This is a genomic window from Diaphorobacter nitroreducens (assembly GCF_002214645.1).
Lineage (GTDB): Bacteria > Pseudomonadota > Gammaproteobacteria > Burkholderiales > Burkholderiaceae_C > Diaphorobacter > Diaphorobacter nitroreducens.
Window position 1 is genome coordinate 3,273,585 of sequence record NZ_CP016278.1, and the last position, 22,966, is coordinate 3,296,550.

The 22,966-nt window shown below is 68.1% G+C and carries 19 protein-coding genes; 4 read left to right on the forward strand and 15 right to left on the reverse strand.

Annotation, left to right across the window (positions count from 1 at the left end; all coding sequences use genetic code 11):
* Window positions 1–3: 3 nt before the first annotated feature.
* The 4 genes from BA022_RS15365 to BA022_RS15380 form a co-directional block, all read right to left on the reverse strand.
* Window positions 4–726 (reverse strand): hypothetical protein, encoded by a 723-nt coding sequence (locus tag BA022_RS15365; RefSeq protein ID WP_088888023.1) that lies wholly within the window; start codon window positions 724–726, stop codon window positions 4–6.
* The gene (locus BA022_RS15370) at window positions 719–2,146 is read right to left on the reverse strand and encodes an efflux RND transporter periplasmic adaptor subunit (protein WP_088888024.1); all 1,428 of its coding nucleotides are present in this window, start codon (window positions 2,144–2,146) and stop codon (window positions 719–721) included. Before BA022_RS15370 ends, BA022_RS15365 begins: the two co-directional genes overlap by 8 nt.
* Window positions 2,146–2,874 carry a 16S rRNA (uracil(1498)-N(3))-methyltransferase gene (locus tag BA022_RS15375; RefSeq protein ID WP_015914679.1) on the reverse strand — a complete coding sequence of 243 codons (729 nt, stop codon included), beginning with the start codon at window positions 2,872–2,874 and terminating at the stop codon, window positions 2,146–2,148. Before BA022_RS15375 ends, BA022_RS15370 begins: the two co-directional genes overlap by 1 nt.
* Before the next feature lie 67 nt (window positions 2,875–2,941).
* Window positions 2,942–4,105 carry an aminoglycoside phosphotransferase family protein gene (locus BA022_RS15380; RefSeq protein ID WP_088888025.1) on the reverse strand — a complete coding sequence of 388 codons (1,164 nt, stop codon included), beginning with the start codon at window positions 4,103–4,105 and terminating at the stop codon, window positions 2,942–2,944.
* Between the two features lie 86 nt (window positions 4,106–4,191).
* Between BA022_RS15380 and BA022_RS15385 the strand changes: the two genes are divergently transcribed.
* The 3 genes from BA022_RS15385 to rsmA all read left to right on the forward strand — a co-directional run bounded on the left by BA022_RS15385 (window position 4,192) and on the right by rsmA (window position 8,864).
* Window positions 4,192–6,645, forward strand: a complete 2,454-nt coding sequence (locus BA022_RS15385) for an LPS-assembly protein LptD (RefSeq protein ID WP_088888026.1) — start codon at window positions 4,192–4,194, stop codon at window positions 6,643–6,645.
* 63 nt (window positions 6,646–6,708) lie between these two features.
* A complete protein-coding gene (locus BA022_RS15390; RefSeq protein WP_418236096.1) occupies window positions 6,709–8,106 on the forward strand; it encodes a peptidylprolyl isomerase in 1,398 nt (465 codons plus the stop codon).
* On the forward strand, window positions 8,103–8,864 hold the full coding sequence (rsmA, locus tag BA022_RS15395; protein ID WP_047349233.1) for a 16S rRNA (adenine(1518)-N(6)/adenine(1519)-N(6))-dimethyltransferase RsmA: 762 nt from the start codon (window positions 8,103–8,105) through the stop codon (window positions 8,862–8,864). Before BA022_RS15390 ends, rsmA begins: the two co-directional genes overlap by 4 nt.
* A 294-nt stretch (window positions 8,865–9,158) precedes the next feature.
* Here the strand turns inward: rsmA and BA022_RS15400 are convergent, their stop codons facing one another.
* The 10 genes from BA022_RS15400 to BA022_RS15445 form a co-directional block, all read right to left on the reverse strand.
* Window positions 9,159–9,584 (reverse strand): barstar family protein, encoded by a 426-nt coding sequence (locus BA022_RS15400; RefSeq protein ID WP_011807186.1) that lies wholly within the window; start codon window positions 9,582–9,584, stop codon window positions 9,159–9,161.
* Between the two features lie 139 nt (window positions 9,585–9,723).
* Window positions 9,724–10,128 carry a guanyl-specific ribonuclease gene (locus BA022_RS15405; RefSeq protein ID WP_011807185.1) on the reverse strand — a complete coding sequence of 135 codons (405 nt, stop codon included), beginning with the start codon at window positions 10,126–10,128 and terminating at the stop codon, window positions 9,724–9,726.
* Window positions 10,129–10,282: 154 nt separating this feature from the next.
* Window positions 10,283–12,592 carry an NADP-dependent malic enzyme gene (locus tag BA022_RS15410; RefSeq protein WP_015914674.1) on the reverse strand — a complete coding sequence of 770 codons (2,310 nt, stop codon included), beginning with the start codon at window positions 12,590–12,592 and terminating at the stop codon, window positions 10,283–10,285.
* A gap of 166 nt (window positions 12,593–12,758) precedes the next feature.
* Complete coding sequence (locus tag BA022_RS15415; protein ID WP_088888028.1) at window positions 12,759–14,225, reverse strand: M81 family metallopeptidase; 1,467 nt, start codon at window positions 14,223–14,225, stop codon at window positions 12,759–12,761.
* Entirely contained in the window at window positions 14,222–15,478 is a 1,257-nt protein-coding gene (locus BA022_RS15420) for a Zn-dependent hydrolase (RefSeq protein ID WP_088888029.1), read from the reverse strand. Before BA022_RS15420 ends, BA022_RS15415 begins: the two co-directional genes overlap by 4 nt.
* Before the next feature lie 80 nt (window positions 15,479–15,558).
* Entirely contained in the window at window positions 15,559–16,266 is a 708-nt protein-coding gene (locus tag BA022_RS15425; RefSeq protein ID WP_088888030.1) for an ABC transporter ATP-binding protein, read from the reverse strand.
* Complete coding sequence (locus BA022_RS15430; protein ID WP_088888031.1) at window positions 16,263–17,042, reverse strand: ABC transporter ATP-binding protein; 780 nt, start codon at window positions 17,040–17,042, stop codon at window positions 16,263–16,265. Before BA022_RS15430 ends, BA022_RS15425 begins: the two co-directional genes overlap by 4 nt.
* A complete protein-coding gene (locus tag BA022_RS15435) occupies window positions 17,039–18,046 on the reverse strand; it encodes a branched-chain amino acid ABC transporter permease (RefSeq protein WP_088888641.1) in 1,008 nt (335 codons plus the stop codon). Before BA022_RS15435 ends, BA022_RS15430 begins: the two co-directional genes overlap by 4 nt.
* Before the next feature lie 11 nt (window positions 18,047–18,057).
* Window positions 18,058–18,918 carry a branched-chain amino acid ABC transporter permease gene (locus BA022_RS15440; RefSeq protein WP_088888032.1) on the reverse strand — a complete coding sequence of 287 codons (861 nt, stop codon included), beginning with the start codon at window positions 18,916–18,918 and terminating at the stop codon, window positions 18,058–18,060.
* Between the two features lie 83 nt (window positions 18,919–19,001).
* Window positions 19,002–20,207: an ABC transporter substrate-binding protein gene (locus BA022_RS15445; protein ID WP_015914667.1), complete on the reverse strand. Its 1,206-nt coding sequence runs from the start codon at window positions 20,205–20,207 to the stop codon at window positions 19,002–19,004.
* 245 nt (window positions 20,208–20,452) lie between these two features.
* On the opposite strand from BA022_RS15445, the gene BA022_RS15450 reads away from it, so the two are divergent.
* A complete protein-coding gene (locus BA022_RS15450) occupies window positions 20,453–21,325 on the forward strand; it encodes a FadR/GntR family transcriptional regulator (RefSeq protein ID WP_228403624.1) in 873 nt (290 codons plus the stop codon).
* A gap of 103 nt (window positions 21,326–21,428) precedes the next feature.
* On the opposite strand, the gene BA022_RS15455 is transcribed toward BA022_RS15450, so the two are convergent.
* Window positions 21,429–22,946 carry a CoA-acylating methylmalonate-semialdehyde dehydrogenase gene (locus BA022_RS15455; protein ID WP_088888034.1) on the reverse strand — a complete coding sequence of 506 codons (1,518 nt, stop codon included), beginning with the start codon at window positions 22,944–22,946 and terminating at the stop codon, window positions 21,429–21,431.
* Window positions 22,947–22,966 lie beyond the last annotated feature (20 nt).

A 22,966-nucleotide genomic window follows, 5' to 3' on the forward strand; every position in this document is an offset into this window, starting at 1 on the left:
CGGTCAGTTCTCCTGCACCGTGGATGCTTCGTTATTCATAGCTTCTGGCGCTTGCTGTTCGCGCGTTAGAGGCTGATTTGGCTCGGATTCCGGCGCGGCCGCGCGCTCGCGCAGCAGTACGTCGGCCAGCGCGCCGTCCAGGATGCGCGGGGCGAGCACGTCGTAGTCCAGCAGCACGTCCAGCAGCGGCCCCTCGGCGATCTCGTCCTGGCGGCGCAGGATGAAGCCGTGGCGCTCCAGCAGCTTGAGGTTGGCGTCCAGGCGCAGCTTCTTGCCCAGCTGCGGGCCGTAGTCTTCCAGCAGCGCCTTGTACGACAGCACGGGGCTGGCCACGCTGGCCTGGGGCAGGGGCTTGGCGCCGGGGAAGAAGTCGTTCTGCCCCGCGTCGGCCTCCTGCACGCGGCTGGTCTGGCGCTCGCGCTTCGGTAAAACGATGAGCGCCCACAGCACGATGAGCAGCGCCTGCGCATCGCGCGGCAGCTCCAGGTTGTTGTTGGCGTTCAGGCCAGACTCGCCCATCACCCCGTTCTGCGCGGCGCTCAAGAGGGCCACGCTCACGTGGTCCGCGTAGATGCTGTCCATCCAGCGCAGGCCGGATTGGGCCAGGCGTTGCTCCACCTGGGCAAAGAGTTCGGCATCGACCAGCGCGCGCTTCACACGTGGGTGGCTGCGGGGCAGCCAGCGGCGCGTGAGCAGCTCGGCGATCAGCAGGGCGGCGTCATCCATTCTTCACTTCCTCGGTGCCCTGGGGGCTGTCGGGTTCGGCCGGCACCAGCCGGCCACGGCTGAGCAGCTCCACCTGGTGGTGGTCCAGCGGCTCGGCCTGCGGCTGCCATTCGATGCGCCACGGCTGGCGCGCCAGCTCGCCCGTCAGGCCCGGCAGCACGGCGGCCTGCGGATCGCCCAGCAGGGGCATGAGCTGGGCCTTGTAGGCCAGCTGCGCGTAGCGCGTGGCGCCGGGGCGCGGGCCCAGCAGGGCCTCGGCCGCGGTGCGGGCGGCATCGGCATGGCCGCCGTCGCGGGCCCATTCGGCGAGCAGCGCATTCAGGTCGCCCAGCTCGCGCGGCAGGGCCACGGCGGTCAGCGTGCCGGCCGGGGCGCTCTGCGCGCTGGGCAGGGCCTCGGCCAGCGCGGGCTGGGGGCGGTCGCGTTCGAACTCGGCTTCCACCACGTCCAGCAGCTCGTGCGGGGCCAGCGTGGCCAGTTGCGTGGGCTGGGCCACGGCGCCGTCCAGCAGGCGGTGCAGCTGCGGCGCGGCCTGCAGCCAGCGCTTCACGTCGGTGCTGGTGATGCCGGTGGTGCCCAGCGTCACGCGCTGGCGGTCCACCTGCTGCAGCGCACGGTTGAACTGGCTGGCCATGGCCAGCAGGCGCGACTGCGCCTGGCCCAGGCCGCGCGCCGCGCGCTCCAGCAGCAGGTGGCCGTGGCTGTTGCCGATGATGGCGGTGATGGCATCGGAGGCGCGGTCGATGAGCTGGGCTGCGCGGTCGTAGCGCTTGCGCGCCTCGCGCAGGCGGAACTCTGAGCCGCTGGCGATGGCGTCGGCAAACTCGCCGTGCAGGCGCGCCAGCTGCGCCTGCAGCAGCTGCACCTGGCCGGCATCCACGCTGCCCAGCTGGTTGGCGCCCACCACCTGGCCCAGCAGGGCGGCCAGTTCGCCGCCGTCGGCGTGGTCGTCCTCGGGCGCGGGGCTGGTCAGCGGCGCCAGCAGGCCGGCCACGCGCTGGGCCAGCGCGGGCAGGTGGTAGCTGCGCTGGGTCTCGTCCCAGGCGAGCAGGCCCACGTCGCGCAGGCGCTTGAGCACCGTCTCCAGCGCTTCGGGGCGCAGCGCGTGAAACAGTTCGTCGATGCGTTCGCGCGGCAGTTGCGCGTCGCCCTGCGCCGCCAGTTGAAGGAACACCCACACGCGCAGCTGCACCAGTGCCGCCGGGCCGTGGAACAGGCCGCTCAGCGCCTGCGTGAGCGGCTGCTGGCGCGACAGGTGCCACAGCAGCGGGGAGTCCTGCGCGGTATCGTCAAAACTGTAGGCGTCGCGAAAGAAGTCCGCGATGGCGCCCATGCCTACGCCCATGCCTGCGCCCACGCCGTTGTCCAGCGCGTCATCGCCGACCTGTGGCGCCAGGTCGTCCGGGGCCAGTGCGCGCATCAGGCCAGCCCCAGCAGCGCCAGTGCCGCCACCGAGGCAGTTTCCGCCCGCAGCACGCGCGCGCCCAGGCTGGCCGGCGCAAAGCCCTGGGCCAGCGCGGCGTCTTCCTCCTGCGCGGTCAGGCCGCCCTCGGGGCCGTGCAGCACCCAGACGGCACCCGCCTCGGCCGCGGCTTCCCGCAGCGGGCGGCTGCCGCTGCGCAGCGACAGCAGCAGGCGCGCCGCGTCGGGGGCGAGTGCGTCGGCAGGGGGCTGGCGCAGCCAGTCGGCCAGGGACAGCGGCGCGTGCACGGAGGGCACGCGGTTGCGCCCGCATTGCTCGCAGGCCGCCACGGCAATCGCCTGCCAGTGCTGCTGGCGCTTGGCGGCGCGCTCGCCGGACAGCTTGAGCACGCTGCGTGCTGCGGCAATCGGCTGGATGCTCGCGGCACCCAGCTCGGTGGCCTTTTCCACCAGCCAGTCCATGCGCTCGTTGGCGGGCATGCCCACCACCAGGTGCACGGCGCGCGCGGCCTCGCGCTCCACGGCGCTGTGGCTGCCGACCTGCACCTGCACGTCGCTGCGGCCCATGTGGGTGACGGTGGCGCTCCACTCGCCGCCCTCGCCGTTGAACAGCGTGACCGCGTCGCCCGGCTGCAGGCGCAGCACCTGCACATGGCGCGCGGCCGTCGGCGGCAGCGTGAGCTGCGCATCAGCGGCCAGTGGCAGGGGGCAATGAAAACGGGGCATATCTTTCAAAAATAGTAGCTGCCAGCGCTTGGTGGACAAGCGCTGGAGGCCGATTTGGCCTGTAAACCTAGACGCGCCCGAAGGCGTAGCCCATGGCGGCCTGGGTGCCTTCCAGTTCGTCCACCAGCCGCAGCAGCGGCGACAGCTCGCGGTAGCGGCCGGCCGTCTGGCGGATGTAGGCGATGAAGCGCGGTGCGTCGGCCAGGTACTTGGGCTTGCCGTCGCGCAGCGTCAGGCGCGCGAAGATGCCGGCCACCTTCAGGTGGCGCTGCAAGGCCATGAAGTCCACCGCGCGGTAGAAGTCGCCGAAGTCCGCACCCCAGCCGCTGCCGCTCGCGGCGCCGAGAATGCCCGCACGGCGGGCCTTCTCCCAGTAACGCACGGTAATGTCGATGACGAAGTCTTCTTCCCAGCTGATGAAGGCGTCGCGCATCAGGCTGGCGATGTCATAGGTCACGGGGCCGTAGACCGCGTCCTGGAAGTCCAGCACGCCCAGGCGCTCGTCCGCACCCACCATCAGGTTGCGCATCATGAAGTCGCGGTGCACGTACACGCTGGGGGCCGCCAGGTTCTGCGCCACGATGGCGTCGAAGGCGCGGGCCAGCGTGGTTTGCTGGGCGTCGGTCAGCGTGGCCTGGCGGTGGCGGGCGATGTACCAGTCGGGAAAGAGCTGCAGCTCGCGGCGCAGCAGCGGCTCGTCGTAGGCCGGCAGCACGCCGGGGCGCGAGGCGCGCTGCCAGTCGATGAGCAGGTCCACGGCCTGCAGGTACCAGGCGTGCGCGGCGGCCGGGTAGGCAGGGTCCAGGCGCTCGATGGCGGTCTGCGCGCCCAGGTCGGACAGCAGCATGAAGCCGTGCGCCTCGTCCCAGGCCAGGATCTGCGGCACGCGCAGGCCGGCCGCCTGCAGCAGCGCCTGCACCTGCACGAACGGGCGGCAGTCTTCCTTGTCGGGCGGCGCGTCCATGACGATGCGGCTGGTGCCATCAACAGCGTCCAGGCGCAGGTAGCGGCGAAAGCTCGCGTCCGCGGACGCCGGGCGCAGGGACTCGGGCCGCAACTGGAGCGAGGCGGCCAGCGGGGCCAGCCAGGCGTTGAAGGCTGCCTGGCGGGCCGGGTCGGTCCAATGCACGGCGCTCGCATGCACGGCGCCCGTATGCACGGCGCCCGTGTGCACGGCGCCCGTGGCCGGCTCGGATGTGCCCGCCGGAGTGGGGGAAGAGGGGTGGCTCATGGATAATCGGATTCTACAAACCCGGCCTTCCCCGGCGGGGTGGCCCGCGGTGCCCGTGCCTAGCGGCCCGCCGTCCGTCGCAATCCATGGATCGTCTCCCCTTGCCCCACGCCCTGCACGTCCCGACGCACCGCCCATTCGCCGCGCCCCTGCCTCCGCGCCGCTTGCTGGCGCGGCTGGCGGCCCTGATGCTGTGCGGCGTGCCACTGGCCGTGCTGGCCCAGGCACAGCCCGCGGCGGACGCTGTCCCGACCGAGCCTGCGCCGGCGCTGCGCTCCAGCCCGCGCCTGCAGGAGGTGCTGCCCTACGGCATCCGCCAGCAACTGCCGGTGTTCGTGCGCGGAGACCGCGTGACGGGCCAACCGGACATCCAGGCCACGATCGAGGGCAACGCCGAGCTGCGCCGCGGCGACACGGTGGTGCATGCCGACCGCATGCAGTACGACGTGGCCGATGACCGCGCGCGCGCCAGCGGCAACGTGCTCATCAACCGCGCGGGCAACCGGTATGAAGGCTCGCAGCTGGACCTGCGCGTGGAGGCCTTCACCGGCTTCTTCAGCGACGCGCGCTATCGCTTCCTGGAGACCGCGGCGCATGGCGAGGCCTCGCGCGTGGATTTCCTCGACCGCGACCGTTCCGTGGTGCACAACGCCACCTACACCACCTGCGAGCGCACCGACGAGGCCAGTTGGCAGCCCGACTGGATCCTGCGCGCCGAGCGCATCCACCTGGACCGCGTGGAGGACGTGGGCACGGCCGAGAATGGCGTGCTGGAGTTCAAGGGCGTGCCGGTGCTGCCGATTCCGCGCATCACCTTCCCGCTGTCGGACCGGCGCAAGTCCGGCCTGCTGCCGCCCACGCTCGGGCTGGACAGCGTCAGCGGCTTCGAGTACGCGCAGCCATACTACTGGAACATTGCGCCCAACCGCGACGCCACCATCACGCCTACGGTCATGACGCGGCGCGGCGTGGCCCTGGGCACGGAGTTCCGTTACCTGGAGCCGCGCTACAGCGGCGAGCTGACGGCCGACTACATGCCCAACGACCGGCTGCGCGACCGCGACCGCTGGGCCTACGGCATCAAGCACCGCGCTACCTTTGACACGCCCGTAGGCGGCGTGGGACTGGGCATCGACATCAAGCGCGTGAGCGACGACAACTACTGGCGCGATTTTTCCCAGCGCAACAGTGGCCGCAGCGGCGTGAACGACCAGCTCACCCAGCGCCTGCTGCCGGGCGACGCGACGCTGAACTGGGCGCGCGGCGAGCATTCGCTGCTGCTGCGCACCCTCAAGTGGCAAACGCTGCAGGACGTGAACGCGCCCATCATTCCGCCCTACGACCGCATGCCGCAGCTGCGCTGGGAATACCGGCCGCTGCAGCTGGCCGGCGGGCTGGATGCGAGTGTCGAGGCCGACTACACCAGCTTTCACGCCGATCGCGCCTACACCGGCCAGCCCAACGCCAAGCGCAGCTACACCATGGCGCAGGTCAGCCGGCCGTTCCTGGCGCCGGCGGGTTTCATCACACCGCGCGTGCAACTGCACAGCACGCACTACGAGTTCGATGCGCCGCTGGCCAACGGCCAGCGCACCGCCAGCCGCACGCTGCCCACGTTCAGCCTGGACAGCGGCCTGGTGTTCGAGCGCGACGCTCGCTATTTCGGCCGCGACTTCCTGCAGACCCTGGAGCCGCGCGCCTTCTACACCTACACCCCGTACCGCGACCAGCGCCTGCTGCCGATCTACGACACCGCGGTGAACGACTTCAACTTCGCGTCGATCTACACCGAGAACGCCTTTGGCGGACAGGACCGGCTGGCCGACAACAACCTGCTCACGCTGGGCGTGACCACGCGCCTGCTCGACCCCGACACCGGCGCCGAGGCCGCGCGCTTCGGCGTGGCACAGCGCGTGCGCTTTTCCGACCAGGAAGTCACCATGCCCGGCGGCTCGCCGGTGAACGAGCGGCTGTCGGACGTGCTGCTGGGCGCGGGCATCAACTGGACGCCGCAGTGGGGCTTCGACTCCACGGTGCAATACAACCCCAAGACCGGCCGGTCCCTGCGCACCACGGTGGGGGCGCGCTATTCGCCCGGCAACTACCGCACGGTGAGCGCGGCCTACCGCATGCAGAAGGTCACCGGCCTGATCACCGAGCCCAGCGAGCAGATCGACGTGGGCTGGCAGTGGCCGCTCAACGACCTGTGGGGCGACCGCGGCGACAAGCCTTCCTCAGCCGGGGGGCGCTGGTACAGCGTGGGGCGGCTGAACTACAGCCTGCAGGACCGCAAACTGGTGGACACCGTGGTGGGCCTGGAGTACGAGAGCTGCTGCTGGATCGGTCGAGTGGTGCTGGAGCGCCTGCAGCGCAGCGTCACGTCGTCCAACACCCGGCTCATGTTCCAGATCGAATTCATCGGCTTCTCGCGCCTGTCGCTGGGCTCCAACCCGCTGTCCAGCCTCAAGCAGAATGTGCCGCGCTACCAGTTCCTGCGCGAAAGCGTGTCCACCCCCAGCCGCTTCACCCAGTACGATTGATCGCCTTGCGCGCCGCCCCGCTTGGGGGACGCGCCGCCTTGCACCATGAATTTGCACCACGCCATGAAACACCGTGCCTTGACCCTGGGCCTGGTCTGCCTGACCGCCGTCGCACCGCTGGTGCCCATGAGCGCCCATGCGCAGGGGCTGCGCCCATCGGCCTCCGGCCAGCCGCGCCTGCCTTCCGCAGCGACGCTGCTGCCGCCGGCCGGGGCGACGGCCTCCAATGCGCCGCGGCAGGCGGATTACATCGTCGCCGTGGTCAATTCCGAGCCCATCACCAACAACGAGGTGCGCCAGCGCACCGAGCGCGTGGTGCAGCAGATCGCCAGCCAGGGCGGCAAGGTTCCGCCGCAGGAGCTGCTGGCCAAGGAGGTGCTGGAGCGCCTGATCCTGGAGAAGATCCAGGTGCAGCAGGCCAAGGAGACCGGCATCAAGGTGGACGACTATGCCGTCAACCAGGCCGAGCAGTCGGTGGCGCGGCAGAACAGCATCAGCGTGGACGAAATGCACCGGCGCCTGGCCGCCGATGGCATCAGCAAGGAGCGCTTTCGCGAAGAACTGCGCAACCAACTGCTGGCGCTGCGCCTGCGCGAGCGCGACGTGGAATCGCGCGTGCGTGTGAGCGACCTGGAGGTGGACCAGTACCTGCGCGAGCAGCGGCAGGCCGCCGGCCCGGGCAAGCTGGAACTCAACCTGGGTCACATCCTGGTGAAAGTGCCTGAGAACGCCGGCCCGGACGAGGTGGCCCAGCGCTCGGCGCGCGCGCAGGAGGCGCTGGCCAAGGTGCAGGCGGGTGGCGACTTTGGCGCCGTGGCGCGCGAGTATTCCGATGCGCCCGAAGGCGCCAACGGCGGACTGCTGGGCCTGCGCCCGGCCGACCGCTATCCCGAGTTGTTCGTGAACGTCACGCAGCAAGCCAGCGTGGGCAGCGTGGTCGGCCCGGTGCGCTCGCCCGCGGGCTTTCACATCCTGAAGGTGGTGGACAAGACCCAGAGCGGCGTGCCCACCACGGCCGTGCAGAGCCACGCGCGCCACATTCTGCTGCGCACCAATGCCAACCTGTCGGAACGCCAGGCGGCCGAGCGGCTGGAGGATCTGCGCGATCGCGTCGCGCGCGGCGGCGCCGACTTCGCGGCGCTGGCACGCGAGTATTCGCAGGACGGCAGCGCCAAGGACGGCGGCGACCTGGGTTGGGCATCGCCCGGGCGCTACGTGCCCGAATTCGAAGAGGCGCTCAATGCCCTGCGCCCTGGCGAGATCAGCCGCCCCGTGGTGTCGCGCTTTGGGGTGCACCTGATCCAGCTGCTGGAGCGCCGCGAGGCCAAGCTCACCCAGCGCGAGCAGCGTGACATGGTGCGCGACACCGTGCGCGAAAAGAAGCTCGACGAGGCCTTCGCCACCTGGATCCAGGAAGCCCGGGGTCGGGCCTACGTGGAATACCGCGACGCTCCGCAATGAAGCACATCCCGCGCAAGCGCTTCGGTCAGCACTTCCTGAGCGACCAGGGCATCATCGATGCGATCGTGCGCGCCATCGCGCCCGAGCCCGGGCAGCCCATGGTGGAGATCGGCCCGGGGCTGGCGGCGCTGACCCAGCCGCTGGTCGAACGCCTGGGCCGGCTCACAGTGGTCGAACTGGACCGCGACCTGGCCGCTCGGCTGCGCCAGCACGGGCAGCTCGATGTCATCGAGTCCGATGTGCTGAAAGTGGACTTTGCGCAGGTAGCGCAAGCGCTGAATGCTCCCAAAATAAGAGTGGTCGGTAACCTGCCCTACAACATCTCCACGCCCATCCTGTTCCATCTGCTGGCGCACGTGCGGGTCATTGCGGACCAGCATTTCATGCTGCAAAAGGAAGTCATCGACCGCATGGTGGCCGCGCCGGCGACCAGCGCCTATGGCCGGCTGTCGGTGATGCTGCAATGGCGCTACGCCATGGAGAACGTGCTGTTCGTGCCGCCCGAGAGCTTCGATCCGCCGCCGCGCGTGGACAGTGCGGTGGTGCGCATGGTGCCGCACGAAGCGCCCGAGGCGCTGTCGATGCCCGTGCTGGAGGAATTGGTGCAGGTGGCCTTCAGCCAGCGCCGCAAGCTGTTGCGCCACACGCTGGGCCGCTGGCTCGAAGCGCGGCAGTTTGCCGGCACGTTCGACACCCAGCGCCGGGCCGAGGAGGTGCCAGTGAGCGAGTACGTCGCATTGGCGCAGGAATGCTCCTGAAATAGGAGCTGCTCGTGCTTATTGGTAGGGCGCTAGCGCCCGATTTGATTCAAAGCGCAAAACCGTGACCGGCCGGAGCAGGGCTGCGGCCGGTCATGCTTCATCACGCGGCCGTGAGCCAGTAGCCAGCGTTGAAGGGGCTGCTCATGCGCAGCGCCATGGGGGAGACGTCCACCAGCTTGTCGGTGGGCATCTTCTCGCCCACGGGATCGATCGCGATCTCTATGGCCTGGGAGGCGGCACTGCCGTGCTCCTCCTGCGCCCGTTCCGCCTGGCCGGCGGTTGCAGAACGGGCTACAGAAAAGAATAGAAGCAGCGGAACGGGATCTTGCGGTCGCCCCAGTAGTCGGCGGCATCGCGGAAGATGTCCAGCAATTGCTCGCGGGCTTCCTTGTCGAACTTGGCCGTGATCGGGATCTGCTCCAGTACCACGATGAAGCCCGGCTGCGGGCCCGACTTGTGCAGCGGATCGGTCATGCAGTCGTACAGCGCGTCGAAGTTCTTGCCGAAGTGCGCCGGGAAGGTGAACTGCGTGGCGATGAGGTCCAGGATGTCCTGCTTGGACTGCGCATGTGCCAGGTTGGCATACAGGAAATGGTGGCCCATGGCGCGCGCCGTGTCCTGCAGGTCGTGCACCCGGAAGGCACGGATCGACTGCACGATATTGGGGCGCACACCGCGCAGAAGCGTTTCCTGGTCTTTACGAAGTGGCGTTTCCATCTCCGTTGCTCTTTCTTTTAGAGGTCCACGAATAGAAGTATCCGACAGCCTGGCGAAGGCGGCTAGCGGAAGAAAAACCGTTGGTGCGATGCATCAGGGGCCTTGCCAGGGGATTTGCCGCAAGGGGCATTCCTGGCGTTCATTCCCTGATTTCTCGAAAGCTCGCGTAATGGTCGCTGGTGAAATAGCAGGCGTCCGGTGTGCGGGGAGCGCCCCCGCACACGATGCGCCGCGCTCCCCGGTGGCGCACGCCCGGCGTGCGCACCGTGTATTCGCGGTAATAGCCGCGTTTCTTCAGGGGGAGCAGACGCTCGCGGTTGCCGAATACCGAACCATCCTTGTCGTACGGGAACGGCCCACCCTCATGGATCAGCGCATAGGTGGCCCGCCCCTGCGGGGGGAGCTCAGCCAGCGAGATGGGAGGATTGGCGGCAGTGTCAGGGAGCTGCCGCGCGGACACCACCACGGGCGCAAGCGTGACCGCAGCACCCAGAACGCACGCCCCCATTGCCTTGTACGCCCGGATGGCGACAGCCTGCAACATCCACTACACCTTTCAGAAACTACGGGTTAACCCGAAATTTCGACCCGCTAGTGTGACAAAAAGGCGCACATAAGGCAAGCGCCTGCCCAAAAAATGGGCAGGAACGAGGGGCAATTGTCAGCGCCCACTCGTAGAGCGGCGCTTGTCATGGCCGTTATCGGGCCGCGTTGGCATCCGCCACGGTGAGGGCGGTCATGTTGACGATGCGGCGCACCGTGGCGCTGGCGGTGAGAATGTGCACCGGCTCGGCCGCGCCCAGCAGCACCGGGCCGATGGCGATATTGCCGCCAGCAGCGGTCTTGAGCAGGTTGTAGGAGATGTTGGCCGCGTCGATGTTGGGCATGACCAGCAGGTTGGCGTCGCCCGCCAGCGTGCCATGGGGCATGAGGGCCGAGCGGGCCTTGCCGTCCAGCGCCACGTCGCCGTGCATTTCGCCGTCCACCTCCAGCCAGGGCGCCTGCACGCGCAGCAGGTCCAGCGTCTGGCGCATCTTCACCGCGCTGGGTTGGTTGCTGGACCCGAAGTTGGAGTGCGATAGCAACGCTGCCTTGGGCTTGATGCCGAAGCGCATCATCTCCTCGGCCGCCATGATGGTGATCTCGGCGAGCTGCTCGGCCGTGGGGTCGTAGTTCACATGGGTGTCCACCACGAACACCTGGCGATCGGGCAGCAGCAGGCCGTTCATGCAGGCGTAGGTGTTCACGCCGGCGCGCTTGCCGATCACCTGGTCGATGTACTGCAGATGGTGCGATGTGTGGCCCCAGGTGCCGCAGATCAGGCCGTCCACCTCGCCCTTGTGCAATAGCATCGAGCCGATCAGCGTCAGGCGCCGGCGCATCTCGATCTTGGCGATGGGCACCGTCACGCCCTTGCGCTCGGTCATGCGGTGGTAGGTTTGCCAGAAGTCGCGGTAGCGGTGGTCCTGCTCCACGTTGACCACGTCGTAGTCCTGGCCCTCTTTCAGGCGCAAGCCGAATTTCTCGATGCGCTGGGCGATGATGGCCGGGCGGCCGATGAGCGTGGGGCGCGCGATCTTCTCGTCCACCACGATCTGCGCGGCGCGCAGCACGCGCTCTTCCTCGCCCTCGGAGAAGGCCACGCGCTTCTTGGGAGCCACCTTGGCCGCCGTGAAGATCGGCTTCATCGTCGTGCCGGACGCGTAGACGAAGGTCTGCAGATGGTCGCGGTAGGCGTCCATGTCGGCCACGGGGCGCTGCGCCACGCCGCTGTCGGCCGCGGCCTGCGCCACCGCCGGTGCGATCTTCATCATCAGGCGCGGGTCGAACGGCTTGGGAATCAGGTAGTCCGGGCCGAAGGCCAGCGGCTCGCCGACATAGGCGGCAGCCACCACTTCGCTCTGCTCGGCCTGGGCCAGCTCGGCGATGGCATGAACGGCGGCGATCTCCATCTCGGTGGTGATCGTCGTGGCGCCGCAGTCCAGCGCGCCGCGGAAGATGTACGGGAAGCACAGGACGTTGTTGACCTGGTTCGGATAGTCGGTGCGGCCGGTGGCGATGATGGCGTCGTCGCGGACCGCCTTCACGTCTTCGGGCGAGATCTCGGGGTTGGGGTTGGCCAGCGCGAAGATCAGCGGGCGCGCGTTCATTTTGCGGACCATGTCTTGCTTGAGCACGCCGCCGGCCGACAGGCCGAGGAACACGTCGGCACCTTCGATCACCTCCGCCAGCGTGCGGGCGGACGTCTTCTGGGCGTATTGCACCTTGTCTTCGTCCATGAGCTCGGTGCGTCCTTCGTAGACCACGCCGGCCAGGTCGGTCACCCAGATGTTTTCCCGTGGAATGCCCAGCTTGACCAGCAGGCCCAGGCAGGCCAGCGCGGCCGCGCCGGCGCCCGAGGTCACGAGCTTGATCTTCTTTGGGTCCTTGCCGGCCACCTTCAGGCCGTTGAGGATGGCGGCGCCCACGACGATGGCCGTGCCGTGCTGATCGTCATGGAACACCGGAATGCTCATGCGCTCGCGCAGCTTGCGCTCGATGTAGAAGCAGTCTGGGGCCTTGATGTCTTCCAGGTTGATGCCGCCGAACGTGGGTTCCAGCGAGGCAATGATCTCGATGAGCTTGTCCGGGTCCTTCTCGTTGATCTCGATGTCGAACACATCGATGCCCGAGAACTTCTTGAACAGGACGCCCTTGCCTTCCATCACCGGCTTGCCGGCCAGCGGGCCGATATCGCCCAGGCCCAGCACGGCCGTGCCGTTGGTCACCACGCCGACCAGGTTGCCGCGGGCGGTGTAGCGGAAGGCAGCGGCGGGGTCCTTGACGATTTCTTCACAGGGCGCGGCCACGCCGGGGGAATAGGCCAGTGCCAGGTCATGCTGATTGACCATCTGCTTGGTCGCAGCAATCGTGATCTTGCCGGGCTGGGGAAACTCGTGATATTCGAGTGCGGCACGACGCAGCAGGGCGCGCTTGTCGGTAGGGTTGTGGGCCGTGTTGTCGGACATCAAGCGTCTCCAATCGTCAGCGAAGGCATGGCCGACGTGGCGGCATGCGAGCACTGCGCCCCGTCGGCGGTATGTAAGGGGAGCCGATTGTAGGACGCGAGGCTGTCAGTCTGCCGTCAAGTGAAACACTTGTGATCGCAGTGCAGGCAGTTCCATGTGCCGGTGTTCACGCCGGATCGAGCGGGTATACCGGCCGGCGCACCCGCTTGAAAGGGAACCGCGCATAGTCCGATGTGGTTACGCCCGGGCTGTCGCACTCGACGAGGCCCTCGGAAAGGGGCGTGAACACGGGCCGGCAGTACATCCGTGACTTGAGCAGCAGGAACCGGAAGCGCGTGGGATCCAGCCCCACGCAGTGGAACACACCGAGGTCCCACGGCTCATGGGTCTGCTCGGACACCACGATCTGCGCGCTACCGGTATCGAACAACACCGTGCGCCCCATGTGGCAGCGCTGGCCCGTGTAGATCGGGCCCGTGACGGTGTAGCTGCCTTCGCTCACGGCGCGCACCGTGCCGTGCAGGCGCAGTGGCTTCTTGTGCAGGCCGATGCGGTCGAGTGGCACCTTGTTGCCAAGGTCGACGTCCACCTCGCCACCCTCGCCGGCTGCGATGAGCCGGGCCACGGCCTCCGGGTCGCACAAAGGCCCCGTGGCGATGCCGGTGAGGCCCCGCTCCAGCGCGGCCTGCAGCACGTCCATGGTGTCGCAGGTGCCGCCCGACATGCAGTTGTCGCCGTGGTCGAGCAGCAGCACGGGGCGGGTGGCGCCTTGTGCCATGTCCTGCGCGCGGCGCAGAGAGTCTTCCAATGGGTCGCTGCGGTAGACATATTCCGTCCGCCGCTGCCATATCTGCCGCGCCAGGCCGTCTACGGCATCCTGGGTGGCGGCCGTATCCTCCGCGCGGCAGGTGGCGACGACGCTCACGCAGGGTGCCTCGATGTCAGCCAGCGAGAAGCCGCCGAACACGGAGACGGCGGGCAGCCCGCTACGTTCGAGGCCGCGCGCGGCCTCCACGGCATCGCGCATCGGGCCCTCAAGCGTGGTGCTGCGCAGCGTGTGGCTCATGAGCGGCAGGCGGTGCCAGCACACGCGAAAGTGCGCCTCGCCGCGCAGCATCTGCAGCAGCAGGCGACCTGCGTGCTCTCCGGTTTCGTACATGTCGATGTGCGGGTAGGTCTTGAAGCCCACCATCACGTCGGCGCTCTGCACCATCTGCTCGGTGATGTTGCCATGCAGGTCCAATGCCACGCCTATGGGCACGCCGGGCGCTGCAGCGCGCACGCGCGCGAGCAGATCGCCCTCCCCATCGTCTGTGTGCTCAGCCACCATCGCGCCGTGCAGGTCGAGCAGGATGGCATCGCAACCGGGAGCTGCCTCGACGATGCGGCGCGTGAGCTCGTCGTAGGCCTTCGCGTGCACGGGACCGCTGGGGTTGGCCGTGGCGGACACGGGCGTGACCAGCGTGGCCCCTATACCCTCGGCCAGGTCGATGAAGGCCGCCATGGCCGTGCGCATGCCCTTGTTGGCGCGCAAGGCCGCCTCGCCAAAAGCCGGCGAGAACGCCTCCAGCGGTGTGGGCACGGGCGAGAAGGTGTTGGTCTCGTGGTTGAGCCGCGCAATCAGGATCTTCATGCCACCACCCCGGCACTGGCGAGCATGGCGCGCAGCAGCACATTGCAGCCGGCCTCCAGATGGGCGGGATCTGCGTCTTCGATCTCGTTGTGGCTGATGCCGTCTGCGCAGGGCACGAAGATCATCGCCGCGGGCGCCACACGCGCTACATAGACTGCGTCATGGCCCGCTCCGCTCACCACATCCATGCAGCTGTAGCCCAGGTCCGCGGCGTTGGCGCGCACGGCCTCCACCAGGTGCGGCGTGAACGGCTGCGGTGGGAAGTACACCACCTGCTCCACGTCGATGGCCAGGCCCCGCTCGGCGGCGATGCGCGCGCAGGCGGCGCGCAGCGCGGCGTCCATGTCCAGTAGCTGGGCGTCGTCGGGCGCGCGCAGGTCCACGCTGAGTTTCACGCGGCCCGGGATCACGTTGCGCGAGTTGGGGTGCACCTCCAGCGAGCCCACGGTGCCGCGTGCATGCGGCAGGCGGTCCAGGGCGATGCGGTTGACCTCGGCCACCAGCGCACTCGCGGCCAGCAGCGCATCCTGGCGCAATTCCATGGGCGTGGGACCGGCATGCGCCTCCATGCCCTGCACGGTGACGTCGTACCAGCGCTGGCCCAGCGCGGCCTGCACCACGCCGATCACGCGCCCGTGGTTCTCCAGCACCGGGCCCTGCTCGATGTGCGCCTCGAAGTAGGCGCCCACGGCGGGTGCTGCGCCGGCCTGGCCCGCGTAGCCGATCGCGGCGAGGGCTTCGGCCACGCTCACGCCCTGGGCGTCTCGCTGTGCAAGGGCATGCTCCAGCGTGAAGGCGCCCGCGAACACGCCCGAGCCCATCATCACGGGCACGAAGCGTGAGCCTTCTTCGTTGGTCCACACGGCGACCTCGATGGGGGCGCGGGTGCGCACGCCAGCGGCATTGAGCGTGCGCACCACTTCCAGGCCGGCCATCACGCCGTAGTTGCCGTCGAACTTGCCGCCGGTGGGCTGGGTGTCGATGTGGCTGCCCGTCATCACCGGCGCCAGGCTGTCGTCCGCGCCTGCACGGCGCGCGAAGATGTTGCCAATGGCGTCCACGCGGATGCTGCAGCCGGCCTCGCGCGCCCACTGCACGAAGAGGTCGCGGCCCTGCCGGTCTAGGTCGGTGAGGGCGATGCGGCACACGCCACCTTTGGGGGTGCCGCCGATGCGCGCGAGGTCCATCAGCGATTGCCACAGGCGTGCGCCGTCGATGCGCAGCGCGGTGGCGGGGGAGGTTTGCATGTCCATGAGAGAGTCCTTCACAGCTGTTCGCAGCGCGATGCGGCCTCCGCGTTTGCTGGGCGGGCCGCAGGGGCTGCCGTTGGATGTCAGGCCATGCCCACGCCGAGGTAGCGGTCCTTCACGGCGTCGTCCGCCAGGAAGTCCGCGTTGCTGGCCTCATGCACGATGGCACCCTGTTCGATGACGTAGTGGCGGTCGGCGAGCTGGGTGCAGACCTCGAGGTTCTGCTCTACCAGCAGGATGGAAACGCCCGCGGCCTTGATGGTCTGGAGTTGGGCCACGATCTCCTCGACGATCACGGGCGCCAGTCCCTCCACGGGCTCGTCCAGCATCAGCAGGCGCGGCGCGTTCATGAGCGCGCGGCCGATGGCCAGCATCTGCTGCTCGCCGCCCGAGAGCTGGCCACCGCCATTGGCGCGGCGCTCCTTGAGGCGCGGAAAGATGCGATAGACGTCGGGCAGCTGCCAGGGCGAATGCTTGCGCTGGCCCAGTAACAGGTTCTCTTCCACCGTGAGCAGCTTGAAGATGCCCCGATGCTCCGGCACCAGGCAGATGCCGCGTTGTGCCACCAGATGGGTGGCCAGCTGGTGCATGGGCTCGCCGCTGAAGCGGACTTGCCCCTGCGTGGGCGCCATCACGCCCGCAATGGTCTTGAGCGTGGTGGTCTTGCCCGCCCCATTGCGGCCCAGCAGCGTGACGAGCTCGCCGTCGCCGACATGCAGCGACACGCCCTGCAGCACATGGCTTTTGCCGTAATGCGCGTGAACGGACTCCACGGACAGCAATGTCTTCATGCCTTGCCTCCGGTGATCATGTTGCCCAGGTAGGCGCTGCGCACACGCTCGTCGTTGCGGATTTCGTGCGGCAGGCCCTCGGCGAGCACGCGGCCCTGCTGCATCACGGTGATGGTGTCGGAGATGTCCATGACGATGCCCATGTTGTGTTCGATGAGCACCACGGTGTGCTCGTCCTTGAGGCCCTGGATCAGCCGCTTCATCTCCTCGAGGTCGTCGATGCCCATGCCCGAGGTCGGCTCGTCGAGGAAGATCGCCTTCGGGCGCGCGGCCAGCGCCATGCCCACCTCCAGGCGCCGCTGCTGGCCGTGCGAGAGATTGCCGGCGGGGGTGTCGGCGTAGCGCGCGAGGCCCAGGCGCTCAAGCACGCTGGCCACCGTGTCGGCGCAGGAGCGCCGGCCCTCGGGGGCGTTCCAGCAGTCCAGCGCCTTCTTGGGGGCCACGCCCTGGGCGGCCAGGCGCAGGTTCTCGCGCACTGGCAGGGTGAGGAACAGGCTCGTGACCTGGAACGAGCGCGCCATGCCCCGGCGCACGCGCCGGTGGTCGGGCTCGCGCGTCACGTCGTGGCCATCGAACAGGATGCGCCCGCCGCTCACCTGCTTGGTCCCCGTGAGCATGTGGAACAGCGTGGTCTTGCCCGCCCCGTTGGGGCCGATCACCGAATGCACGGTGTTGGCACGCACCTTGAGGTTCACGCCGCCCAGGGCGACGAACTTGTCGTAGCGTTTCTCGACGCCCTGGGCTTCGAGCAGGATGGGGGATGCGGTGGCGCTCATGCCTGGCCTCCCTGGGTGTTGGCCTGGGACGCCGCCCCGTTGCGTCGTGCGTCGGCCCCGCCGCCCTTGCGGCGCAGCAGGCTCCACAAAGACTCGCCCAGGCCCCACAGGCCGCGCTGCAGCCCCAGGCTGACGACCATCAGCACCACGCCCAACAGCAGCAGCCAGCGCGGCCACAGCGTGGAGAGCCAGTCGCCCAGCAGCACATAGAACGCCGCGCCCAGCACCGAGGCCAGCAGGTTGCCCGTGCCACCGATCACGGTCATCACGAGGATCATCTCGCTCGTGTGGTATTCGGCATTGGACAGCGGCGCGATGCCGGTCATCATGGCGTGCAGCGCGCCGGCCAGGCCGGTGACGGCGCCCGAGATCACGAAGGCCTGCAGCTTGAGCAGGCGCAGGTCGTAGCCCACGGCCGCGGCGCGCTCCTCGTTGTCGCGCACGGCCAGCAGCGTTCGGCCGAACACCGAGTCGCACACGCGGCGCAGCAGCCAGAACGCCGCAAGAAACAGCACCGCGACAAAGCCGTAGTACTGCCAGGGCGAGTCCAGAGGCCACAGCGTCTGGCCGGCCACGGCCAGCGAGGGACGCGGAATGTCGAGCAGGCCGTTGTCGCCGCCCGTGAGGCCCGTGGCGGTGTAGGCCAGAAAATAGAACATCTGCGCGAACGCGAGCGTGAGCATCACGAAGTAGGTGCCGCGCTGGCGGATGGCCACCCAGCCCACGATGGCTGCACCCGCGGCGCCCATGGCCACGGCGGCCAGCAGCGCCAGCGGCATGGGCAAGGTCCAGCGCGTGAGCAGCAGCGCGATGGTGTAGCTGCCCAGCCCGAAGAAGATGCCCTGCCCGAACGACAGCAGGCCGGTGTAGCCCAGCAGCAGGTTGCAGCCCATGGCGGCGAGCCCGAAGATCAGCACTTCGCTCGCGAGCGAGCCCGACTGCATGCACAGCGGCATGGCGACCACGATCGCCAGCGCGAGAAGGAAATGGGAATGTCTGGACATGTTCATCGTGTTCATCCTTTGCGGCCCAGCAGGCCGTGGGGGCGCAGCAGCAGCACGGCAGCCATGGCCACGTAGATCATGAGACGAGCACCCTCGGGCCACAGCGTGCTCATCACGCTCTGCACGATGCCGATGAGCAGGCCGCCCACGAGCGCACCGCCGAAGCTGCCCAACCCGCCCACGACCACGATCACGAAGGCCACGCCCAGGGCCTCGATGCCCATGAACGGCTCGGCGCCGCGGATCGGCGCCGCGAGCACGCCCGCCAGGGCCGCCGTGGCCGCGCCCAGCGCGAACACCAGGCTGAAGATGCGCAGCACGTTCAGGCCGAGCAGCGAAACCATCTCGGTCGACTCGCTGCCGGCGCGCACCGCGCTGCCCAGGCGCGTGCCTTCGAGCACCCACCACAGCAGTACCGCGAGCACGGCGGTGAAGCCGATCACGAACAACCGGTACTTCGGATAGACGAAGCTGCCCCACATCACCACGCCCTGCAGCAGGTCGGGGACGGCCACGCTGTCGCCCAGCGGCCCCCATTGCAGGATCACGAGTTCCTGCACCACGAGCGCGAGGCCCACGGTGATGATGATGTGGAACTCATGGGCCTTGGCGTACACATGGCGCAGCATGAGCTTCTCGGTGAACCAGCCGATCGCGCCCACGGCCAGCGGCACCACGACCAGGGCGAGCCAGAAGCTCAGGCCCCAGCGTGTCATCTGGTAGCAGAAATACGCGCCCAGCAGGTAGAAGGCTCCGTGCGCGAAGTTCACGAAGCGCAGCAGGCCGAACACGATCGACAGGCCCACGGCCAACAGGAAATACAGCATGCCGATGCCGATCCCGTTGATGGTCTGTAGCAGGTAGATGCTCATACTCGACTATCAAAAAAATAGCTGCTAGCGCTTGCTGGTCAAGCGCTAGGCGGTCTTTTGGCTTGAGGCCCGGGAGCGGGCGGTCAGGCCAGCTTGCAGCCGGTCCGGTCGATGGGCAGGAAGGACTTGCCGGAACTGACCACGTCCACGTAGTCGTCCTTGTTCTTCATCTTGGCCTTGGCCTTGCCCTTGAGCAGGTAGTAGTTCTTGAGCACCTGGTGGTCGGCCTTGCGCACTTCCTCCTCGCCCGTGAGGCCCTGGTACTTCATGCCCTCCAGGGCTGCCACCACGGCCTTCTGGTCCACCGTGCCGGCCTTGAGGATGGCGTCGAGGAGCAGCTTGGTGCAGATGTACGAACCCGCCAGGCTGTAGTTGGGGTTGGACTTGAACGCGGCCTGGGTGCGCTTGACCAGGTCCTGGTTGAGCGGCGTGTCCACCGTGTGCCAGTACTGCGCGCCGAAGTACACGCCATCGCACAGATCGGCGCCCAGCGATTCGAACTGCTCCAGGCCCGAGGCCCAGGCGATCAGGATGGTCATGTTCTTGTGCATGCCAAAGCTGATGGCCTGGCGCAGCGCGTCGGACGACTGGGCGCCGAAGTTCAGCAGCAGCAGCACGTCGGGCTTGGCGGCCATGGCGTTGGTGAGGTAGCCGCTGAACTCCTTCTCGGTCAGCGAGTGGTAGCTGTTGCCCACGTGCTCGATGCCTTTTTCCTTGAAGATGTTCTTGGCAGCGGTCAGCAGGCCGTCGCCGAACACGTACTGCGGCGTGATGGTGTACCAGCGCTTGGCTTTCGGGTGCGCGTCGAGCAAGGGGCGCACGGTCTGCTCGATGGCGCCGAAGGTCGGTACAGACCAGCGGAACGTGGCGCCATTGCAGTCGGAGCCGGTGAGCTCGTCGGCCCCTGCGGTCGTGATGAAGATGCCGCCGGCCTTCTCGGCTTCCTTGCCCATGGCCAGCGCTTCTGACGACAGGATGCCGCCTGCGAAGAAGCGCGCGCCCTTCTGCTGAGCCGCCTCCTGCACCTTGCGCACCGCGGTGGCGGGCTTGCCTTCGGTATCGAGCAGCGTGTAGGCCAGCGGCCGGTCCAGGGCCTTGCCGTACTGCTCGATGGCGAGCTTCATTCCCAGGTCTGCGAACTTGCCGTTCGCGGCGAATGCGCCCGACATGGGCACGGGGCAGCCGAACTGGATCGCGTCCTTGGACTGTGCCCAGGCGCTGGCGCCCAAGCCCAGGGAGGCGGGCAGCGCGCCGAATGCGGAAAGTTGCAGGAGGTGACGTCGTTGCATAGGGGACTCCGTGGTGAGGCTGAAGAACAGTGGGTGGTACGGGTCTCAGAGCACGATGCATGCCAATTTGTCGGAATGCGTGCACGCTCCTTAATTCATATTTATAGTGACAAATAGAATGAATATGACGCGTACAAACCCTAGACGCTTCCGGCATGCCCCTGGGCGGTGCATACTGCACCACGACAGCGAACACCGGGGTGGCGGTGGTGGTACCGGACTATCCCGAGGAAAGACAACAAGCCATGGCAACACAGAAGCCCGCTCCCCTGGCGATCAAGCAGCTCAAGCGCTCCGATCTCGTGGCCCAGGAGATCAAGCGGCTGATTACCGAGAAGAACCTGAGTCCCGGTGACCGCCTGCCGCGCGAGATCGAGCTGCAGGCGCAGTTCCAGGTCAGCAAGGGCACCATCCGCGAGGCGCTCAAGTCGCTGGAGGTGCAGGGCCTCGTCACCATCTCCACAGGGCCGTCGGGCGGCGGCACCATCGTCGAAGTGCCTCTGGACCGCACCTTGCAGTTCATGCAGAACTACCTGTTCTTCCAGGAAGTGACCATCGACGACATCTATGCCGTGCGCCAGCAGCTCGAGCCCATGCTGGCGGCGGGTGCCGTGCCGCACCTGACGGAGGCCGACTTCGAGGCGCTGGAGCACAGCATCGCCTGCTGCGACCCCACCCAGAGCCAGGAGGACCTGGTGAGCCAGCGGCGCGAAGACGTGAACTTCCACGACATCCTCGCGGCGGCCAACCCCAATCCGTTCCTGCGCTTCACCTGCGAGCTGATCAACGAGATGATTCGCCAGCTCATCGTGTTCGGCAATCGCACGCCGCAAGCCGAGCACCGGCGTTTTGGCGAGGCCAACGCGCAGTTCCACCGCGCCATCGTGCAGGCCGCACGCGCGCGCGACGCGGAGAAGGTGCGCACGCTCATGCAGAGCCACATGCAGGATGCGGCGAGCAGCGTCAAGCGCATGAAGGGCCGCATTCAGGGGCGCCTGATCCTCGACGCAGACACGCTGCGGCGTCCGCGTGCGGCGCCTGCCGTGTCCACGGCAGCCACGGCCGCCGCAGGGGCCAAGCGTCCGCGCAGGCGCGCCGCCGGCGTGGGAGCGGAATAGACAGGCCAGGCCGCCTCCCTCACAAAAGACAAAGCCCCTGCGGCCGCCAGGCCCAGGGGCTTTTCGCAAACGGCGCGGGGCAGGGCCGCCCCGGCCGCCCGGATCAGCGGCTGCTCGGGAAGCTGAACACCGCCCCCTCGCGCACGCCGGCCGAGGGCCAGCGCTGGGTGATCGTCTTGCGCTTGGTGTAGAAGCGCACGGCGTCCGGCCCGTAGGCGTGCAGGTCGCCGAACAGGCTGCGCTTCCAGCCGCCGAACGAGTGGTAGGCCACCGGCACGGGCAGCGGCACGTTCACGCCCACCATGCCGACCTGGATGTGGTCGGTGAAGTAGCGGGCGGCTTCGCCATCGCGCGTGAAGATGCAGGTGCCGTTGCCGTATTCGTGGTCGTTGATGAGCTGCATGGCTTCCTGCAGCGTCTTCACGCGCACCACGCCGAGCACGGGGCCGAAGATTTCTTCCTGGTAGATCTTCATGCCGGGCTTGACGTTGTCAAACAGGCAGGCGCCCAGGAAGTAGCCTTCCTCGTGGCCCGCCACCTGCACGCCACGGCCGTCCACCACCAGCGTGGCGCCTTCGGCCACGCCGCTGTCCACATAGGCCTTCACCTTCTCGAAGTGCGGTTTGGTCACCAGCGGGCCCATGTCGTTGCTGTTGTCGGTGCCGGGGCCGACCTTCATCTTGGCGATCTCGGCCTTCAGGCCCGCAATCACGGCGTCGCCCACTTCGTCGCCCACGGCCACCAGCAGCGGGATCGCCATGCAGCGTTCGCCGCACGATCCATAAGCGGCACCCATCAGCGCGCTCACGGCGTTGTCCACGTCCGCGTCGGGCATGAGCACCGCATGGTTCTTGGCGCCGCCCAGGGCCTGCACGCGCTTGCCGTGCTTGCAGCCTTCGGCGTAGATGTACTCGGCGATGGGGGTGGAGCCGACGAAACTCACAGCCTTGACGCGCGGGTCCTGCAGCAGCGTGTCCACGGCCAGCTTGTCGCCGTTGACCACGTTGAGCACGCCGGGCGGCAGGCCCGCTTCCAGCGCCAGCTGGGCGATGAACAGCGTGGAGGAGGGGTCGCGCTCGGACGGCTTGAGCACGAAGGTGTTGCCGCAGGCCACGGCCATGGGCCACATCCACAGCGGCACCATGGCCGGGAAGTTGAAGGGCGTGATGCCCGCCGTGACGCCCAGTGCCTGGAACTCGCTCCATGAGTCGATGCCGGGGCCCACGTTGCGGCTGTGCTCGCCCTTGAGCAGCTCGGGCGCGTAGCTCGCGTACTCCACGTTCTCGATGCCGCGCTGCAGCTCGCCGTGCGCATCGGCCAGCACCTTGCCGTGTTCGGCGGTGATCAGCGCAGCGATCTTGTCGGCGTTTTCTTCGAGCAGGACCTTGAGCTTGCTCATCACGCGCGCGCGCTTGAGCGGCGGCGTGTTGCGCCAGGCGGGGAAGGCGGCCTCGGCGGAAGCAATGGCGGCTTCCACCGTGGCCTGGCTCGCCAGCGCCACGCTGGTGGTCGATTGGCCGGTGGCGGGATTGAACACGGGCTGCGTGCGCTCGGTGTCGGCAACGAGCTTGCCATCGATCAGGTGGCCGACGGTGGTGGTGACGTTCTTGTCGTGGTGCATGATGTTCTAAGCTAAAACGG

Coding starts and splice junctions, on each gene's coding strand:
- BA022_RS15365 (WP_088888023.1), bottom strand. CDS start 726: ATGGATGACGCCGCCCTGCTGATCGCCGAGCTGCTCACGCGCCGCTGG.
- BA022_RS15370 (WP_088888024.1), bottom strand. CDS start 2,146: ATGCGCGCACTGGCCCCGGACGACCTGGCGCCACAGGTCGGCGATGAC.
- BA022_RS15375 (WP_015914679.1), bottom strand. CDS start 2,874: ATGCCCCGTTTTCATTGCCCCCTGCCACTGGCCGCTGATGCGCAGCTC.
- BA022_RS15380 (WP_088888025.1), bottom strand. CDS start 4,105: ATGAGCCACCCCTCTTCCCCCACTCCGGCGGGCACATCCGAGCCGGCC.
- BA022_RS15385 (WP_088888026.1), top strand. CDS start 4,192: ATGGATCGTCTCCCCTTGCCCCACGCCCTGCACGTCCCGACGCACCGC.
- BA022_RS15390 (WP_418236096.1), top strand. CDS start 6,709: ATGAAACACCGTGCCTTGACCCTGGGCCTGGTCTGCCTGACCGCCGTC.
- rsmA (WP_047349233.1), top strand. CDS start 8,103: ATGAAGCACATCCCGCGCAAGCGCTTCGGTCAGCACTTCCTGAGCGAC.
- BA022_RS15400 (WP_011807186.1), bottom strand. CDS start 9,584: ATGGAAACGCCACTTCGTAAAGACCAGGAAACGCTTCTGCGCGGTGTG.
- BA022_RS15405 (WP_011807185.1), bottom strand. CDS start 10,128: ATGTTGCAGGCTGTCGCCATCCGGGCGTACAAGGCAATGGGGGCGTGC.
- BA022_RS15410 (WP_015914674.1), bottom strand. CDS start 12,592: ATGTCCGACAACACGGCCCACAACCCTACCGACAAGCGCGCCCTGCTG.
- BA022_RS15415 (WP_088888028.1), bottom strand. CDS start 14,225: ATGAAGATCCTGATTGCGCGGCTCAACCACGAGACCAACACCTTCTCG.
- BA022_RS15420 (WP_088888029.1), bottom strand. CDS start 15,478: ATGGACATGCAAACCTCCCCCGCCACCGCGCTGCGCATCGACGGCGCA.
- BA022_RS15425 (WP_088888030.1), bottom strand. CDS start 16,266: ATGAAGACATTGCTGTCCGTGGAGTCCGTTCACGCGCATTACGGCAAA.
- BA022_RS15430 (WP_088888031.1), bottom strand. CDS start 17,042: ATGAGCGCCACCGCATCCCCCATCCTGCTCGAAGCCCAGGGCGTCGAG.
- BA022_RS15435 (WP_088888641.1), bottom strand. CDS start 18,046: ATGTCCAGACATTCCCATTTCCTTCTCGCGCTGGCGATCGTGGTCGCC.
- BA022_RS15440 (WP_088888032.1), bottom strand. CDS start 18,918: ATGAGCATCTACCTGCTACAGACCATCAACGGGATCGGCATCGGCATG.
- BA022_RS15445 (WP_015914667.1), bottom strand. CDS start 20,207: ATGCAACGACGTCACCTCCTGCAACTTTCCGCATTCGGCGCGCTGCCC.
- BA022_RS15450 (WP_228403624.1), top strand. CDS start 20,453: ATGGCAACACAGAAGCCCGCTCCCCTGGCGATCAAGCAGCTCAAGCGC.
- BA022_RS15455 (WP_088888034.1), bottom strand. CDS start 22,946: ATGCACCACGACAAGAACGTCACCACCACCGTCGGCCACCTGATCGAT.